This is a genomic window from Mycobacterium hackensackense, from assembly GCF_025822555.1.
Classification (GTDB): domain Bacteria; phylum Actinomycetota; class Actinomycetes; order Mycobacteriales; family Mycobacteriaceae; genus Mycobacterium; species Mycobacterium fluoranthenivorans.
The window spans coordinates 351202-369320 of record NZ_JACKUC010000038.1; the positions used below are offsets into that span (position 1 = coordinate 351202).

The following is an 18119-nucleotide window of genomic DNA, read 5'->3' on the forward strand; positions in this document are numbered from 1 at the left end:
CATGGTCAACGCAGTGTGGCCGGGAACCGCCTACCCCCTCGGAGCGACGTACGACGGTGCGGGCACCAACTTCTCGCTGTTCTCCGAAGTCGCCGAGAAGGTGGAACTCTGCCTGATCGCCAAGGACGGCAGTGAGGAACGCATCACGCTCGACGAGGTCGACGGGTATGTGTGGCATGCCTATCTGCCCACTGTCACCCCGGGCCAGCGCTACGGATTCCGGGTGCACGGGCCGTGGGACCCGGCGTCCGGGCACCGCTGCGATCCGAGCAAGCTGCTGCTCGACCCCTACGGCAAGTCATTTCACGGCGACTTCGATTTCAGCCAGGCGTTGTTCTCCTATGATCTGAACGCCGAGGACCCGGAGATCCCCGGGCACCCGCCGGGAGTCGACTCGCTGGGCCACACCATGACCAGCGTGGTGATCAACCCGTTCTTCAATTGGGGATCCGACCGGGCACCCCACACGCCCTACCACGAGACCGTCATCTACGAGGCACACGTGAAGGGCATGACCGAGTTGCATCCGGGCATCCCCGAGGAGCAGCGCGGCACCTACGCCGGCCTGGCCCACCCGGTGATCATCGACCACCTCAAATCGCTGAACGTCACCGCCATCGAGCTGATGCCGGTGCACCAGTTCCTGCACGATCACCGGCTGCTGGACCTCGGACTGCGAAACTACTGGGGCTACAACACTTTCGGTTTCCTGGCGCCGCACTACCAGTACGCCGCCAACCAACACGCCGGCGGTGCCGTGGCCGAGTTCAAGGCGATGGTGCGGTCATTCCACGACGCCGGCATCGAGGTCATCCTCGATGTGGTCTACAACCACACCGCCGAAGGCAACCACCTCGGTCCGACCATCAATTTCCGCGGCATCGACAACGCGGCGTACTACCGCCTGCTCGACGGGCAGCCGCAGTTCTACAAGGATTTCACGGGTACCGGGAACAGCCTCAACGCCCGGCACCCGCACACCCTGCAGCTCATCATGGATTCCCTGCGGTACTGGGTGCTGGACATGCACGTGGACGGCTTCCGGTTCGATCTGGCGTCCACGCTGGCCCGCGAGTTCTACGACGTCGACCGATTGAGCGCGTTCTTCGACCTGGTCCAGCAGGACCCGGTGATCAGTCAGGTCAAGCTGATCGCCGAACCATGGGATGTCGGCGAGGGCGGCTACCAGGTCGGGAACTTCCCAGGTTTGTGGACCGAGTGGAACGGGAAATACCGGGACACTGTGCGCGATTACTGGCGGGGCGAGCCCGCAACCCTCGGTGAGTTCGCCTCGCGGCTGACCGGTTCCTCGGATCTCTACGAGGCGACCGGCCGCCGCCCGAGTGCGAGTATCAACTTCGTCACGTGTCATGACGGCTTCACGCTGAACGACCTGGTGTCCTACAACGAGAAGCACAACGACGCCAACGGCGAGGACAACCGCGACGGCGAGAGCCACAACCGGTCGTGGAACTGCGGTGTGGAAGGTCCTACCGACGACCCCGAGATCCTCGACCTGCGGCACCGGCAGATGCGCAACATCCTGGGCACCCTGATGTTGTCGCAGGGCACGCCGATGATCAGTCACGGCGACGAGATCGGCCGCACCCAGGGCGGTAACAACAACGCGTACTGCCAGGACTCCGAGATCGCCTGGATCGACTGGTCGATGTGTGAGACCAACGCCGACCTGCTCAACTTCACCCGCAAGGTGGTCGCACTGCGCAAGAACCACCCGGTGTTCCGCCGGCGCCGGTTCTTCGACGGGACGCCGATCCGCACCGCCGAGCAGGAGCGCGATATCGCCTGGCTGACGCCGGCCGGTACCGAGATGACGCCGGAGGACTGGGGTTCGGGCTTCGGCAAGAGCATCGCGGTGTTCCTCAACGGCGACGCCATCCCCGAACCGAACTCCCGCGGCGAACGCGTCACCGACGATTCGTTCCTGTTGTGCTTCAACGCCCACGACGAGGAGCTCGACTTCGTGCTGCCCGCGGAGGGATATGCCGAACAGTGGACCACCGCGCTGGACACCGCCGATCCCGGCGGTCACAACGATCTCGTCGCGGCGGCGGGTGAGAAGATCTCGCTGCGGCCGCGGTCCCTGCTGGTACTGCAGAAGACGAGCTGAGCGGGCCCGTGGCAGCCGTTCTTTCGACGTATCGCCTTCAGCTGCGCGGCGATTCGTTCACCTTCGCCGACGCCGAGAAGCTGCTGGACTACCTGGCCGAGCTCGGGGTGTCACACCTGTACCTGTCCCCCATCCTGACCGCCAACGCCGGTTCGACGCACGGCTATGATGTCACCGACCCGACCACGGTGTCCGCTGAGCTGGGCGGAGCCGAAGGCCTGCAACGACTTTCGGCGGCGGCCCGGGCGCGTGGGCTCGGCCTCGTCGTCGATATCGTGCCCAACCACGTCGGGGTGGAGTCGCCGCGGGACAATCCGTGGTGGTGGGATGTACTGACGCACGGCCGCAAGTCGGCGTTCGCATCCTTCTTCGACATCGACTGGGACCTGGCCGATGGCCGCGTCGTGCTGCCGGTGCTGGGCTCCGATGACGATGTCGACGGCCTGCAGATCGACGGCGGGTTGCTGCGACTGGGCGACCGGGTGTGGCCGATCGCGCCGGGTACCGCCGAGGGCACCCCCGCCGAAGTGTATGCGCGGCAGCACTACACGCTGATCGGCTGGCGCAACAACCTGTGCGGCTACCGACGGTTCTTCTCGATCACCTCACTGGCCGGGTTACGGCAGGAAGATGCGCAGGTGTTCGCCGCCTCGCATGCCGAGGTGCGGCGCTGGTTCACCGACGAGCTGGTCGACGGGCTGCGCATCGATCATCCGGACGGCCTCACCGACCCGGCCGGCTATCTGGTGCGGTTGCGCGAGCTGGTCGGCCCGCGGGCGTGGATCGTCATCGAGAAGATCCTGGCGCCCGACGAACCCTTGGACACCGCGCTGCCGGTCGACGGCGGCACCGGGTACGACGCCCTGCGCGAGGTGGGTGGGGTGTTCATCGATCCCACGGGCGCACCGGCTCTGACCGCGTTGTACGCGGCCGACAACGCCGAACAGACCCGACTGCTCAAGACGGCGGCGGCCACCACCACCCTGGCCAGCGAACTGGCCCGGCTGCGCCGGGTGATCGTCGCCGAGGTGGGCAGCGATCACCCGCTGCTGGCCGAGGCGATCACCGCGCTGCTCACCCACATCGGGGTGTACCGGTTCGACTATCCGAGCCTGGCCGCGGTCGGTCCGGTCGCGATCGCCGAAACCGCCGCCACCCGAACCGAACTCGCGGAGCCACTGCAGATCATCGCCGCAGCCCTGGCGGGCGGGGCCGAGGCGGACAAACGGATCCAGCAGCTGTGCGGCGCCGTCACCGCAAAAGCCGTCGAGGACTGCCTGTTCTACCGGGACGCCCGCCTGGTATCGCTCAACGAGGTCGGTGGTGAGCCCGAGGACTTCGGGGTGAGCGCAGCCGAATTCCATCTGCGGTCCGCCACCCGGGCCCGGCTGTGGCCGCGCGCCATGGTCACCACCTCCACGCACGACACCAAGCGCAGCGAGGACGTCAGGGCCCGCATCGGCGTGCTGTCCCAGGCGGCCGAGGTGTGGTCCGAGCGGATCCGGCGGTGGTCGCACGTGGTGCTCGCACCCGATGAGCAGACCGCGGCATTCCTGTGGCAGAACATCTTCGGGGTGTGGCCGGCCGACGGAGACGTCAGCGACGCGCTGCGCACCCGGCTGCACACCTACGCCGAGAAGGCGATCCGCGAGGCAGGCATGCACACCACGTGGAACGACCCCGACGACGAGTTCGAATCTGCGGTGCACGCCTGGCTGGACTCGATCATCGACGGCCCCGTCGCCACCGAGTTGACCGCGCTGGTCGGGCAGCTGGGCCCGCACGGAGTCAGCGACGCGATCGGTCAGAAGCTGCTGGCCCTGACGGTGCCCGGTATCCCCGATGTCTACCAGGGCACCGAACTGCCCGATGACAGCCTCGTCGACCCGGACAACCGGCGCCCCGTCGATTACGAAGCCCGCCGGGCCGCACTGGCCGACGGGAGCGATCCCAAGATCCGGGTGGTGCACGCCGCATTGCGGCTGCGCCACGACAAACCGGACACCTTCCTGGCCGGTGGCCACCATCCGCTCCAGGCGCAGGGAGCGGCCGCCGATCACATGGTGGCCTACCTGCGCGGTGACGATGTCCTGGTGGCGGTGACCAGGTGGACCCTCCGGCTGGGCGAAACAGGTTGGGGTGAGACCACTCTCACGCTGCCGCCGGGGACCTGGACCGACCGGATCGGTGGCCGGACGTTCACCGGCACGGTGCCGGCGGCCGAACTGTTCGGAGAACTGCCGGTGTCGCTGCTGGAGCGGGCCGCATGACCGCCTTCGCCGTGTGGGCGCCACGCCCCGAACTGGTCCGCCTCGACGTCGACGGGGTAGTGCACCCGATGACCCGTGGCGCGGACGGCTGGTGGCGTGCGGACGTGCCGGCCGGGCCCGCAAGCCGCTACGGTTTCGTCCTCGACGACGACGAGACGGTGTTGCCGGATCCCCGTTCGGCCCGGCAGCCCGACGGGGTGCATGCGCCGTCGGCCCGGTGGGAACCGCAGGCCGCTCCGGCACCGTGGGCCGGCCGGTCCGTCGAAGGTGCGGTGATCTACGAACTGCATCTGGGCACGTTCACCCCCGCGGGCACGTTCGACGCGGCCATCGAGAAGCTGGACCATCTGGTCCGGCTCGGCGTCGATTTCGTCGAGGTGATGCCGGTCAACGCCTTCGGCGGCACGCACGGCTGGGGTTACGACGGTGTGCTGTGGTACGCCGTGCACGAACCCTACGGCGGGCCGGATGGACTGCTGCGCTTCGTGGATGCCTGCCACGCCCGCGGTCTCGGCGTGCTGATCGACGCCGTGTTCAACCATCTCGGACCGTCCGGCAACTACCTGCCGCGGTTCGGGCCCTACCTGTCGACGGGCAGCAACCCGTGGGGCGAATCGATCAATATCGCCGACGCCGACGCCGACGAGGTGCGCCGCTACATCCTGGACTGCGCGCTGCGCTGGATGCGTGTCTTCGGTGCGGACGGTCTGCGGCTGGACGCGGTGCACGCACTGGTGGACACCACCGCGATCCACATCCTGGAAGAGCTGGCCGGCGAAACCGAGGCGCTGGCAACCGAACTGGGCCGCCCACTGTCGCTGATCGCCGAGAGCGACCGCAACGATCCGCGGCTGATCACTCCGCGCGACCGGGGCGGGCTCGGGATGACCGCGCAGTGGGACGACGATATCCATCACGCCATCCACACCGCGGTCTCGGGTGAACGGCAAGGCTACTACCGCGATTTCGGCTCCCTGCAGACCCTCGCGCAGACCCTGACGCACGGCTACTTCCACGCCGGCACCTACTCGTCGTTCCGGCATCGTCGGCACGGCCGGCCGCTGGATATCACCACGATCCCCGCCACTCGACTGCTGGCCTACACCCTCACCCATGACCAGGTGGGCAATCGGGCCGTCGGGGACCGGCCGTCGCAGAATCTGACGTTCGGCCAGCTCGCGGTGAAAGCCGCTCTGGCACTTGGTTCTCCGTACACCGCCATGCTGTTCATGGGTGAGGAGTGGGGCTCGACGAGCCCGTTCCAGTTCTTCAGCTCGCACCCGGAACCCGAGTTGGGCCGGGCCACCGCCGAGGGCCGCAAGGCCGAGTTCGCCGCGCACGGGTGGGATGCCGACGAGATCCCCGACCCCCAGGACCCGGGCACCTTCGAGCGGTCCAAGCTGAACTGGGACGAGCTGTCCACCGGCGAGCACGCCCGCCTGCTGGAGCTCTACCGCGGCCTGATCGCCTTGCGGCACCACGAACCCGACTTCGCCGACCCGTGGCTGACCCATCTGCGCGTCGACTACGACGAGGATGCCCGCTGGATCGTGATGTACCGCGGCGCGCTGGCGGTGGCCTGCAACCTGGGCACCGACGCGGTGACGGTTCCGGTGGCCGGGACCACGGTGCTGGCATCGGAGGATCCCACGCCGGACGGCACCGGCACCCGCCTGCCGGGACAGTCGTTCGCGTTGCTGCGCGGCACCGGCTAGGGCGGGTCCGAGAAATCGGTGGTCCCCAGGTCGCGGACAGGTTGAATCTCTAGCTTGGACGCCATGCGTGCGTTCGATCGCCGGCGGGTGTTGATCGGTGGGGCCGTCGCGGCCGCTTCGGTATCGCTCGGGTCCGCTGCGTTGACGTCGTGCTCACCGAAACCGGCAGTACCTCAGAACTCCGCCGCCCGACCGAACATCCTGGTGATCGTCGTCGACGAGATGCGTTCTCCGATGTGGTTTCCGGCCCAGGACAAGCTCGATGTCCTGTTACCCAACATTGCCCGTATCCGGCGCGCTGCGGTGTTCTTCGAGCGGCATTACACGGCGGCGAACGTGTGCACCGCAGCTCGGGGTGCGCTGGTCACCGGGCTCTACTCGCACCAAACCGGTTGCCAGTTGGTCGGGGCGTCGACGTTGTCCCCGAAGTTCCCCACCTGGGGTTCGATGCTCCGCGAACTGGGATACCAGGCGTACTGGTACGGCAAGTGGCATCTCGGCCGGGTGCCGGATCGACAGCCGGATGCCCTGCACGCCTACGGCTTCGAAGGGGGAACGTTCCCGTCCCCGGATGGGAAGCCTGGGGACGGGCTGGCACACGACGGGCAGATCGCCGACCAGTTCGTGAGCTGGTTTCACGACAACGCGGGTAAAACTCCGTGGTGCACCACGGTGTCGCTGGTCAATCCGCATGACATCATGTTCTGGCCCAAATGGGAGGCCCCGGTGCCGATCCCCGTTGAATTCTCTGCGCTGCCGCCCAACTGGGAGACACCCGATCTGATGCATGAGCGCGGGAAGCCACGGGCGCAGCTCAACCAGATACAGGCCATGCAGACGTCTGCAGGGTCGATGCCCTATGCAGGTGCCGACGTCACCGAACAGTGGACTCAGTATCTGAGCCTGTACCTGTGGCTACAGCAGCAGGTCGACGTCCAGATCGGCAAGGTTCTCGACGCCTTGGCCACCCGCCCCGACGTCGACGCGGACACCGTGGTGCTGTTCACCGCCGACCATGGCGAGTACGGCGGCTCACATGGCATGCGCGCCAAGGGCTCCGGGATATACGAAGAAGGCATCCGGATTCCGCTCTACGTGCGGGACCCGTCGAAGAGACTCACACCCGACCCCGGAGGCAGCCGCACCCAACTCACCTCCAGTGTCGACGTGGCACCCCTCCTGCTGACCATCGCCACCGGCGGCGGTCAGTGGCGCGCCGACAACCGGTATCAGCACCTGGCCGGTCGCGCTGACATGGCCGAGATCTGCCGCGACGGGGCCGCACCGGGGCGGCACTGGATCGCCCACACCACCGATGAGGTCGGGGGCAACCACGGAGGAGACGCCGCCGCCCACGTTGTGGGCGTGCGGACCGCCGATGCCAAGGCCGGCCTGTACTCGCATTGGAAGACCGGCTCCACACAGATCGATCCCGCCGCCGAACAGGAGCTCGAGTTCTACGACTACGGCAGCGATGACGGCCGGCTGGAGGTCACCGACCAGAAACGCCCGGATCCGAAGGCTCGAGAACTGCAGGACCTGATCCTCGACTCCGTGATCCCGCAAGAGATCAACCAACCCCTACCGGGTTATCTGAAGGCTGCCCAGGACGAGGGCATCGGCGACCTGATCGAGATGACCAAGAAGGGCTCCACACTCTACTGATCACCGCACGTGGGCCCGGTAGGACGATCGAGGCGACCTAGGTCAGGTACCGATAGGTCGGCGAACCGGGCTCCAGACGCTCGATGTGGCAGTCTGATTCGCGCATTCGCAGCAGCAGGCCGTCGAGATCGGTGGCCGACCCCATCTCGATGCCCACCAGCGCCTCGCCCGTCTCCCGGTTGTTGCGCTTGACGTACTCGAACAACGTGATGTCGTCATTGGGACCGAGGACGCCGTCGAGGAAGTTGCGCAGCGCCCCGGGTTCCTGCGGGAAGTCGACCAGGAAGTAGTGCTTCAGGCCGAGGTGCACGAGCGAACGCTCCAGGACCTCGCCGTAACGGGACACGTCGTTGTTGCCGCCGGAGATGATGCACACCACCGTCGACCCCGGCTCGATGCCCGCCTCAAGCAGCGCTGCGACCGACAGGGCGCCCGCCGGCTCGGCGATGATGCCCTCGTTCTGATAGAGATCCAGCATCGCGGTACACACCGCGCCCTCGTCCACCGAGGTGATCGACACCATGTCCCCCGCCGCGGCCAGCGCGGCATAGGTATGCGTGCCCGCGCGCGCCACGGCCGCACCGTCGACGAACTGGTCCACATGCTCGAGCGTCACCGGTTCACCCGCCGCCAGCGCCGCCATCATCGACGCGGCGCCGGCCGGCTCCGCGCCGAGCACCGCCGTGGCGGTGGTCCGCTCGGACAGGTAGGTGGTGATGCCGGAGATGCAGCCGCCACCGCCGACCGGCACGATGACCAGGTCGGGTTCGTCGGGCAGCTGGGCCAGGATCTCCGCGCCGATGGTGCCCTGCCCGGCGATGGTGCGCGGGTCGTCATACGGCGGGACGAGGGTGGCCCCGGTGCGGGCCACGTCGTCGGCCGCCGCCGCGGCCGCCAGATCGAAGGTCTTGCCGCCGACGATCAGTTCGATGAACTCACCGCCGTGATAGCGGATCCGGTCGCGCTTCTGCTTCGGGGTCTTGGCCGGCACGTACACCCGGCCGTGTACGCCCATGGACCGGCAGGCCAGGGCGAAACCCTGGGCATGATTGCCCGCCGAGGCGCAGACCACGCCGGCGGCCAGTTCTTCGGGGGTCAGCTGCATCAGCAGGTTGTAGGCACCGCGCAGCTTGTAGGAGCGCACGGCCTGCAGATCTTCGCGTTTGAGGTACACCTGCGCGCCGGTGATGCCCGACAGCCGATCGCTGAATTGCAGTGGGCTCTTGGTGACCACGCCGGAAATTCGCTGAGCCGCGTCATCGATATCCGCCGCTGACACGGTCAGCGGCGTTCGACGGGAATCCTGGCTCAGTTCGGCAGACACCGCTTCATGGTGCCACTGCAGCTCGGACAGCGGAAATCACCCATCGGGACCGGTTTGCGCAGGCTCGCGCCAGGACGGCAGGCGACACGAGGCCCCGATCCAAGGTTTCGGTTGTCCGAACTCTGGGTTGCGAGCTATCGTTGCCTTATGACCGCACCACCCGAAGTACGTATCGCCGGGGTGCCCTGGCCCACGTACAAGCTGATCGCGCTGCTGCTGGGCGTGCTGGCACTGGTGGTCGTCGGCGCACTCTCGGCGAGCGCGGCTCCCGCGGTGCTGACCGCGGCGGCCGTCGCCGCATTCACCTGGATCGTGCTCGGCGCCGTTACGCACTGATCCCCAGGATCAGCCGCCACACTGATCCGATGGAACCGACACCGCCGACGCCGGCCGAAGCGTTCGTCAAGCGGGCGGAGCGCATCGCCTCGGGCGCCGAGCACCATGTGCCGTCGTGGTTGCGCCCCGGTGAGCCGGAGAGCCGGCTGCCGGTGCTCGTGGCGATCCTGCTGGCCGTCGTGCTGCAGCGCGCTGTGCCCGACCGCTACACCGTGGTGCCGCGCTGGCCGCTGCTGGCCATGGAACTGATGCTGGTGGTCCTCCTGGTGGCGATCAACCCGCTGCGGCTGTCCCGGCGCACCACCGCCGCCCGCTGGGGCAGCCTTGCCCTGACCGCCGCCATCACCGTCGACAACACGGCCTCCGCCGTGATGCTGGACTACTGGATCCTGCGGGGCGACGTCAGCAACGACGCGGCCGTCCTGCTGGGCAGTGGCGGGGCCATCTTCGTCACCAACATCCTGGCCTTCGCGTTGTGGTACTGGGAGCTGGACCGCGGTGGGCCGTTCGCCCGGCACGCCGTCGAGCAGCCCTACCCGGATTTCCTGTTCCCGCAGATGACGGACCCCGACAAGGCCAAACCCGACTGGCGCCCGACCTTCGTCGACTATATGTACGTCAGCTTCACCAACGTGGTGGCCTTCTCCCCCACCGACACCATGCCGCTGGCGCGTTGGGCCAAGTTGATGATGACCGTGCAGGCCTCGGTCGCGATGTCGACGATCGCCCTGGTCATCGCCCGTGCGGTCAACGTGCTGAAGTGAGGTCCCGCGCCCCGATGCCGAGCATCGATTTCACCTCGATCGCCAGATAGGCCGTCCCGATCACCGCTCCGAGCACGATGACCACGGTGCCGCCGATGAGTCCGGTCGAGATGCTGCCCACCGGATCGACCATGAGAAACCACGCCACCGCACCGACGGTGACCCCGGCCAGGGCCAGCACCGGGTACGCGCGCCGGCCGGAACCCAGCACGCGGCCCAGCTCCCCCGCCCACGCCGAGGCGAACAGCCGGGTCGCGCCCGTCCTGCGCGCCACCGCGGTCCACGACACGAAGGCGCCGTAGGCCACCACGGCGGCATTGAAATCGATGTTCATGATCAGCAGGACGCTCAGATGAAAGATCGTCGCGATGGCCAGGGTGATGCGAAACGCGCGCCACCACGGCACCGCCAGCAGGATCGAGAACTCGAAGATCACCGTCACCCAGTCGAGAAGTTCCCAAGCGACACGCGAATCGTGGACGGCGACCCAGTCCGACAATCCGACCTGCCGGCCGACGGTCAGGTACTTGATGACGAAATAACCCCGCGCCGCTTCGCTCGACAAGGACAGCCACCCCGTCAGGAGTTTGGTGGCCGCGGCCGCGAACCAGGCCCACCCCACCAGGATCGCCAGTAGCCGCAGCGGCCATTGCCGTTGCGGCAGAGGGTCTCTGCGACACCGCAGGGCATCGAGGGAGAAACGATCTCCCCAATGGGCGAACGCGAGCACCAGCGGGGCGATGACCACCAAGATGTTGTGGTCGATATTGCCCATGCAGTAGGTCAATCCGTACGTGATGGAGAGCATCAGCCACGTGACGATCGAGGCGAATTTCGTCCACAGACCCAGCCCCAGCAGGATCAGCGCAGCCGAGCGGAGCACTTCCAGGGCGAGAAGCGTGGTGGGTGAGGGAAATCCGGAAAGGAGGCGCAGCGGGCCGGGCGGTGCGTGGAACAGGAAGTCCGGCTGCCGGCCGAGCCAGGTGATATCGGGTGCGGTGAACAACGCGCACAGCGCATAGACGATGCGATAGATGCCCAGGTCTGCCGAGGTGAACGGACCGGTCTCGACCCATCGATCGAATCTCTCGGCGATTCTCATCTCGAAGGCCCGAACACGATCCGCGTCGTGTGTAGCGGTTGGTACTCGGTTTTCGAGGGGTCGGCCGCTTTATAGGTTGCCTTGCGCCACAGGATATCCGCGCCGACCGCCGGTTCGCCGGGGAACAGCTCGGCAATTCTCGACCGGAACCAGTTCACCGCGTTCGGATCTTCTCGCAGGGAATCGTCCTCGAAGGCGGAGAAGACGACCATGAGGCGCACTTTCGGTCCGGGCGGCATGAGATTCTGCACCGGAACCTCTTGAGTGTGCCCGTCCGCGAACAGAACCCGCAGTGTGGGTTCTTTGCCGGTCGGCTCCCCGGTTTCGAGCGGACAGCCCGGGCATTTCGCCGGAAAGCCGGGCAAAGCCAACGCGGGATATATCTCCCCGCGCCAGAGCGCAAACAGGACATACTGCAGCACCACAACCCACAGCACGGTGACAACGAAAATGATGCGCACGGTGCGTACGGACATTGCAGCTCCCCCCGTGCCGATAGGCGCATGCCGCCCCTGACTCTCCCCAGTCAGTGACACCAGCTATGGCGAGTGAACTTAGCAGCACCCCGACACCACGGCAATATCTGCATATTGCTTGCGACAGCAAACTTTACGGCGTCTAATTTTTCGCACCGCAAAGACTCGCTCCCCCGAGGAAGCCGTCAGCCGCCCAGACAGCCCGGGCCGAGCAGGGCCTTCAGATCGCCCATCAATGCCGAGGAGGGTGTCACCCGCAGCGATTGGTCCAGCTCCAGAGTGGTGATGCGTTCCCCGCTGATCAAGCGCAGATGAACCTGTGCCACACCGGGATGGCGGGCCAGCACCTGCTTGAGCGCGGTGACCTTGTCCACTGTGCACTGCCGGGTGGGCAAGCTGAGCGCCAGCGGCCGGTCGGCCTGTGCATTCGAGAAGTCCGGCACCACAAGGTCATTGGCGATCAACGAGATCCGGTCATCGCGAATGGCCACCTTGGCACCGACCAGCACCACGGCGTCGTCGGCGATATCGGCACCGAACGCCGAATAGGTCTGCGGGAAGAACAGCACCTCGATACCGCCGGTGAGATCCTCCAATTGCGCCGAGGCCCAGGGCAATCCGTTCTTGTTGACCCGTCGGTTGACCGAAGCCAGGATGCCACCGATGCGCACCTGGGTGTCGTTGGCGATATCGCCTTCCAGGATCGCCGGGATCTGGGTGTCGACCTGGGCGCTCAGCAGATGCGCCACCCCGTCGAGCGGATGACCGGACACGTAGAGACCCAGCATCTCGCGTTCCAGGGCGAGCTTGTGCTTGTCCTCCCACTCGCCGTCGGGCACCGGGATGGCGAACACCGACTCGATCCCGGTGTCGGCGTCGCCGCCGCCGAACAGATCGAACTGGCCGATCGCCTCGGCCTTCTTGGTGCCCAGCACCGAGTCCACGGCGTCGGCATGTACCAGGAACAGGCCCTTGCGCGGATGACCGAGTGAGTCGAACGCCCCCGCCTTGATCAGGGATTCCGTCACCTTCTTGTTGCACGCGGTGATGTCGATCTTGTTCAGGTAGTCGGAGAAGTCGGTGTACTTCCCCTTCTCCTTACGCCCGTTGATGATCGACTGCACCACGTTGCCGCCGACATTGCGCACACCCCCGAGGCCGTAGCGGATGTCCTGGCCGACCGAGGCGAAGTTGTGCACCGATTCGTTGACATCCGGTGGTAGCACCGTGATCCCGAGCCGGCGGCAGTCCGACAGGTATACCGCGGCCTTGTCCTTGTCATCGCCGACGGAGGTCAGCAGGCCGGCCATGTACTCGGCCTGGTAATTCGCCTTCAGGTAGGCCGTCCAGAACGACACCAGCCCGTAGCCCGCGGCGTGCGACTTGTTGAACGCGTAGCCGGCGAAGGGAAGGATGGTGTCCCACAACGCCTTCACCGCGGCCTCGGAGAAGCCGTTGGCCGTCATCCCCTCCTTGAAGCCCTTGTACTCGGCCTCAAGCACCTCAAGCTTCTTCTTGCCCATGGCCTTACGCAGCGCGTCGGCCTTGCCCATGGTGTACGAGGCCACCTTCTGGGCGATGAACATGATCTGTTCCTGGTAGACGATCAGGCCGTAGGTCTCGGCCAGGATCTCCTTGAGCGGTTCCTCCAGTTCGGGATGGATGGGCTTGATCGGCTGACGGCCGTTCTTACGGTCGGCGTAGTCGTTGTGCGCATTCATGCCCATCGGGCCGGGCCGGTAGAGCGCCAACACGGCGACGATATCGTTGAACCCGGTGGGCTGCATCCGGCGCAGCAGGTCCCGCATGGGTCCGCCGTCGAGCTGGAACACACCCAGAGTGTCTCCGCGGGAAAGCAATTCGTAGGTGGCCGGATCATCGAGCGGAAGGTGATCCATGTCCAGATCGATCCCGCGGTTGGCCTTGATGTTCTCCAGGGCATCACCGATGACGGTGAGGTTGCGCAGGCCCAGGAAGTCCATCTTCAGCAGGCCGATGGCCTCACACGACGGGTAGTCCCACCCGGTGATGATCGCGCCGTCCTGCGCCCGCTTCCACATCGGGATGGCGTCGACGAGCGGCTCGGAACTCATGACGACGGCGCAGGCGTGCACGCCGGCGTTGCGGACCAGCCCTTCCAGTCCGCGCGCCGTCTCGTAGATGGTGCGGACGTCCGGATCGGTGTCGATCAGGGCGCGGACCTCGGCGGCCTCTTTGTAGCGCTCATGGGTGGGATCGGTGATCCCGGCCACCGAGATGTCCTTGGCCATGATCGGCGGGGGCAGCGCCTTGGTGATCCGGTCGGCGATCGCGAACCCGGGCTGCCCATAGTGCACACGAGCCGAGTCCTTCAGTGCCGCTTTCGTTTTGATGGTACCGAAGGTGATGACCTGGGCCACCCGGTCGCTGCCCCACCGTTCCGAGGCGTAGCGCACCATCTCACCGCGGCGACGGTCGTCGAAGTCGATATCGATATCGGGGGCCGACGGGCGTTCCGGGTTCAGGAAGCGCTCGAACAGCAGACCGTGCGGTATCGGGTCGATATTGGTGATGCCCATGGCGTAGGCCACCAGCGACCCGGCCGCCGAACCACGGCCCGGCCCGACCCGGATGTTGACCGACTGGGCGTAGCTGATGAGGTCGGCCACGATCAGGAAGTAGGACGGGAAGCCCTTGTCGCAGATGACCTTGATCTCATAGTCGGCCCGCTCGAGGTACTCCGGCGGCACACCGTCGGGGAACCTGCGGTTCAGACCGGCCAGGACCTCGTGGCGCAGCCAGCTGGCCTGGTCGTGACCTTCGGGCACCGGGAACACCGGCATACGGTCGCGGGGGGTCCACACGTCGGCGTAGGACTGCACCCGCTCGGCGATGAGCAGGGTGGAATCACAGGCTCCCGGAACCTGCGGGTCCCATAACGCCCGCATATCGGCGGCGGATTTCAGGTAGTAGCCGTCGCCGTCGAACTTGAACCGGGCCGGATCCGAGAGCGTCTTGCCGGTCTGGATGCACAGCAGGGCCTCGTGGTTGTGCGAGGCCTCGCGCGTCACGTAGTGGCAGTCGTTGGTGGCCAGCGGCCGGATGCCCAGCTTGCGGCCGATCTCGAGCAGCCCTTCGCGGACCCGGCGCTCGATCTCGATGCCGTGGTCCATCAACTCCAGGAAGAAGTTGTCCTTGCCGAAGATGTCCTGCCACTTGGCCGCCGCTTCGACCGCCTCTTTCTGGTGGCCGAGCCGGAGCCGGGTCTGCACCTCGCCGGACGGGCAACCGGTGGTCGCGATGATGCCCTCGGCATTCTCGGCGATCAGCTCGGCGTCCATCCGCGACCATTTGCCGAGCTGCCCCTCGAAGGAGGCCAACGACGACAGCTTGAACAGGTTGCGCAGCCCGGTCGCGTTCTCGGCGACCATCGTCATATGGGTGTAGGAACCGCTACCCGAGACGTCGTCACCCTTCTGTCCCGGGTCGCCCCAGGTGATGCGCTTGGTGTTGAACCGGGACCCGGGAGCGATGTACGCCTCGATGCCGATGATCGGCTTGATACCCGCGTCGGTGGCCTTGTTGTAGAACTCACTGGCACCGAACATGTTTCCGTGGTCGGTCATCCCGATCGCGGGCATCTCGAGGCGCTGCGCCTCGGCGATCATCGGTTTGACCTTCGCCGCACCGTCGAGCATCGAGTATTCGGTGTGGTTGTGCAGGTGCACGAAGGAGGAGCTCATAGGCACGCCAGTCTATTGGTGCCGACCGACACTTCTCGGCGTGTCGGCTTCCGTGTCTTCGCGGGTGTCGGTTCACCCGATTCCCGGGCCCCGGCTCGGCCCACAGGCACGGAACTCGCGGACCGCGGGTCCGCTGTATCGTATGACTCCGTGATCGAGCTCAATAATGTCGCCAAGACTTTCGGCGGTGGCGTTCCCGCCCTGCGCGACGTGAGCTTTTCGGTCCCCACCGGGTCCGTGTGCGCGTTGCTGGGCCACAACGGCGCAGGCAAGACGACCACCGTCAAGATCCTCTCCACCTTGCTCAAGCCGAGCTCGGGCCGGGCCATCGTCGCGGGCTACGACGTGGCCACCGAGCCCGCCCAGGTGCGCCGCAGCATCGGGGTCACCGGCCAGGACGCCGCCCTCGATCCGCGGCTGACCGGGCGGGAGAACCTGATCTTGTTCGGCCGTCTGCGCGGCCTGCGCCGCGCCGAGGCCCGCGCCCGGGCCGAAGAGCTCATCACCCAGTTCGACATGGGCCATGCGGCCGACCGCCAGGTCAGCGGCTACTCCGGAGGTATGCGGCGGCGCATCGACATCGCCGTGTCACTCGTGATCCTGCCCAAGGTGCTCTTTCTCGACGAGCCGACCACCGGCCTGGACCCCCGGAGCCGGCGCGATGTGTGGAACCTGGTGGCCTCGATGAAGGCGCAGGACATCACCGTCCTGCTGACCACCCAGTACCTCGAAGAGGCCGATATCCTCAGCGACTCCATCGTCATCCTCAATGCCGGGCAGATCGTCGCCAGCGGCACCGCCGACGAGCTCAAGCGCCAGACCGGTTCCAGCTACTGCGAGATGACCCCGCTCAATCCCGACGACCTGTCGCGGATCGCCACGGCGCTCGCCGACTTCGACGAGGTCGAGGTCGACACCGATGCGACCACGGTGGCGGTCCCGGCGCCCAAGGGTGTGGCCACGCTGACCGAGGTGTTCCGGCGGATGGACGAGATCGGCGTCGAGCTCATCGACATCTCCCTGCGCAGGCCCTCCCTCGACGAGGTGTTCCTGCACCTCACCTCCCCGGTCACCTCGAAGTGACGCCGTTCGCACTCCTGACGGCCCGCATCCTCGGGAAGAGCCGGATGGATCTCGTCTTCGCCGTTCTGGTGCCAATGTCCGGGCTGATCGGCCTGACATTTCTGCTCCGCGATGTCATCACCACCGGTCAGATGAACTACGCGCAGTACATCCTGCCGGCGGTGGTCGTGCAGGCGATGCTGTTCGGTGCGCTCACCACCACCGACCGGGCCGCCTCGGAGAAGGCCAGCGGACTCAGCTCCCGCATGCGCACGCTGCCCATCTCGCCCTACGCCCCGTTGTTGGCCCGGATGGCCTACTGCCTGATCCGCGGGGTGCTGGCCCTGACCGCCGCGCTCCTGGGCGCGTATCTGTTCGGGTTTCGGCTGAACAGCGGATTCGGTTACGCCGCAGCCTTTGTACTGATGTCGCTGACGCTGACCCTGGCGCTGTCCCTGGGCGCGGACGCGACCGGCAGCAAGGCCGGTCGCACCGAGGTGGCCAGCCAGCTGTTGCTGGTCCCGCAGTTGCTCTTGGTGATGCTGTCGACCGGGCTCGCACCGGTCGACGCCTTTCCGTCGTGGCTGCAGACTTTCGTGCGCTACCAGCCGATCTCGCAGATCACCGAGACCCTGCGCGGTTTCACCAGCGGCCACGTCACGGCGGGCAATCTCGCCACCAGCCTGGCCTGGTGCATCGGCCTGCTGGTCGTCTTCGGGCCCATCGCCGTGCGACTTCAGGGGCGAACATCATGACTTCCGATTCAGCGCACCGGCATTCCCTGCTCACGGAGAGTTGGGTCTTCGCCGGTCGGCTCTTCATCCAGTGGCGCCGCTACCCGATGGTGCCGCTGCAGGCGCTGCTGTTCCCCACCCTGCTGCTCATCATCTACGGGGCACTGGTCGGCAAGTCGATGGTCCGCCTCACCGGCAACAGTGGGCTGGACGTCCTGATCCCGGTGTGCACGCTGGCCGGTGCCATGTCCGGCGCCATCGGCGCCGGACTGGTGGTGCCCTACGACCGGGACAGCGGTCTGCTGACCCGGCTGTGGATCATGCCGGTGCACCGGACGGCGCCGTTGACCGGCGCGCTGCTGGCCGAGGCGGTGCGCACCTTCGCCGGGTCGGCGGTCGTGGTGGCCACCGGATACGTGATGGGCTTCCGGTTCTCCGGCGGCTGGCTGGGATTGATCGTCTACCTGTTGGTCCCGGTCATCGTCGTGGTCGTCTTCGCCACGATCGTCATCACGCTGGCCCTGCGGCCGCAGGGCCGGGTCATCCTCACCTGGACGCAGACGCTGTGCACGGGCCTGGCCTTCGCGACGATCATCCCGCTCGACCGGCTTCCGGCCGTGCTGCGCCCCCTGGCGCAGTATCAGCCGGTGGCGCCGGCGGCGGCGGCGATGCGCGCGCTGTCCTCCGGCGGCAACGTATGGCAGCCGATGCTGTTCACCGTGCTGTGGGCCGTGGTGATCGGGGCGCTGTTCGTGCCCGCCACCGTGCGCGGGTACAAAGCCGCGGTCGAGGGCGGCAAAGTCAACGGCTGAACGGCC

The 18119-nt window shown here is 66.7% G+C and carries 13 protein-coding genes; 9 read left to right on the forward strand and 4 right to left on the reverse strand.

Features of this window, described 5'->3' with window-relative positions; translation table 11 throughout:
• Window position 1: 1 nt before the first annotated feature.
• From glgX to H7J86_RS30470, 4 genes are all read left to right on the forward strand, one after another.
• Complete coding sequence (gene glgX / locus H7J86_RS30455; RefSeq protein WP_090357904.1) at window positions 2–2131, forward strand: glycogen debranching protein GlgX; 2130 nt, start codon at window positions 2–4, stop codon at window positions 2129–2131.
• 8 nt (window positions 2132–2139) lie between these two features.
• On the forward strand, window positions 2140–4401 hold the full coding sequence (gene treY, locus H7J86_RS30460) for a malto-oligosyltrehalose synthase (protein WP_267295536.1): 2262 nt from the start codon (window positions 2140–2142) through the stop codon (window positions 4399–4401).
• The gene (gene treZ / locus H7J86_RS30465; RefSeq protein WP_267295538.1) at window positions 4398–6116 is read left to right on the forward strand and encodes a malto-oligosyltrehalose trehalohydrolase; all 1719 of its coding nucleotides are present in this window, start codon (window positions 4398–4400) and stop codon (window positions 6114–6116) included. Before treY ends, treZ begins: the two co-directional genes overlap by 4 nt.
• A 63-nt stretch (window positions 6117–6179) precedes the next feature.
• Window positions 6180–7781 carry a sulfatase-like hydrolase/transferase gene (locus H7J86_RS30470; RefSeq protein WP_267295540.1) on the forward strand — a complete coding sequence of 534 codons (1602 nt, stop codon included), beginning with the start codon at window positions 6180–6182 and terminating at the stop codon, window positions 7779–7781.
• 37 nt (window positions 7782–7818) lie between these two features.
• Here H7J86_RS30470 and ilvA read toward each other — a convergent pair whose 3' ends face one another.
• On the reverse strand, window positions 7819–9105 hold the full coding sequence (gene ilvA / locus H7J86_RS30475) for a threonine ammonia-lyase IlvA (RefSeq protein WP_267295542.1): 1287 nt from the start codon (window positions 9103–9105) through the stop codon (window positions 7819–7821).
• 147 nt (window positions 9106–9252) lie between these two features.
• On the opposite strand from ilvA, the gene H7J86_RS30480 reads away from it, so the two are divergent.
• Together H7J86_RS30480 and H7J86_RS30485 are read left to right on the forward strand one after the other, a co-directional pair.
• A complete protein-coding gene (locus tag H7J86_RS30480) occupies window positions 9253–9441 on the forward strand; it encodes a hypothetical protein (RefSeq protein WP_267295544.1) in 189 nt (62 codons plus the stop codon).
• A gap of 29 nt (window positions 9442–9470) precedes the next feature.
• Complete coding sequence (locus H7J86_RS30485) at window positions 9471–10205, forward strand: hypothetical protein (RefSeq protein WP_267295546.1); 735 nt, start codon at window positions 9471–9473, stop codon at window positions 10203–10205.
• Here the strand turns inward: H7J86_RS30485 and H7J86_RS30490 are convergent.
• The 3 genes from H7J86_RS30490 to dnaE form a co-directional block, all read right to left on the reverse strand.
• On the reverse strand, window positions 10189–11307 hold the full coding sequence (locus tag H7J86_RS30490; RefSeq protein ID WP_267295548.1) for a hypothetical protein: 1119 nt from the start codon (window positions 11305–11307) through the stop codon (window positions 10189–10191). The genes H7J86_RS30485 and H7J86_RS30490 overlap by 17 nt on opposite strands.
• Window positions 11304–11783, reverse strand: a complete 480-nt coding sequence (locus H7J86_RS30495) for a hypothetical protein (RefSeq protein ID WP_090357918.1) — start codon at window positions 11781–11783, stop codon at window positions 11304–11306. Before H7J86_RS30495 ends, H7J86_RS30490 begins: the two co-directional genes overlap by 4 nt.
• A gap of 185 nt (window positions 11784–11968) precedes the next feature.
• Entirely contained in the window at window positions 11969–15505 is a 3537-nt protein-coding gene (dnaE, locus tag H7J86_RS30500; protein ID WP_090357920.1) for a DNA polymerase III subunit alpha, read from the reverse strand.
• Between the two features lie 150 nt (window positions 15506–15655).
• Here dnaE and H7J86_RS30505 point away from each other — a divergent pair, with 150 nt between their 5' ends.
• The 3 genes from H7J86_RS30505 to H7J86_RS30515 are packed head-to-tail and all read left to right on the forward strand — an operon-like array spanning window position 15656 to window position 18113.
• Complete coding sequence (locus H7J86_RS30505; protein WP_090357921.1) at window positions 15656–16588, forward strand: ATP-binding cassette domain-containing protein; 933 nt, start codon at window positions 15656–15658, stop codon at window positions 16586–16588.
• On the forward strand, window positions 16585–17322 hold the full coding sequence (locus H7J86_RS30510; RefSeq protein ID WP_235632860.1) for an ABC transporter permease: 738 nt from the start codon (window positions 16585–16587) through the stop codon (window positions 17320–17322). The genes H7J86_RS30505 and H7J86_RS30510 overlap by 4 nt, the downstream gene beginning before the upstream one ends.
• Entirely contained in the window at window positions 17319–18113 is a 795-nt protein-coding gene (locus H7J86_RS30515; RefSeq protein WP_090357923.1) for an ABC-2 transporter permease, read from the forward strand. The genes H7J86_RS30510 and H7J86_RS30515 overlap by 4 nt, the downstream gene beginning before the upstream one ends.
• The last annotated feature ends 6 nt before the right edge of the window (window positions 18114–18119 follow it).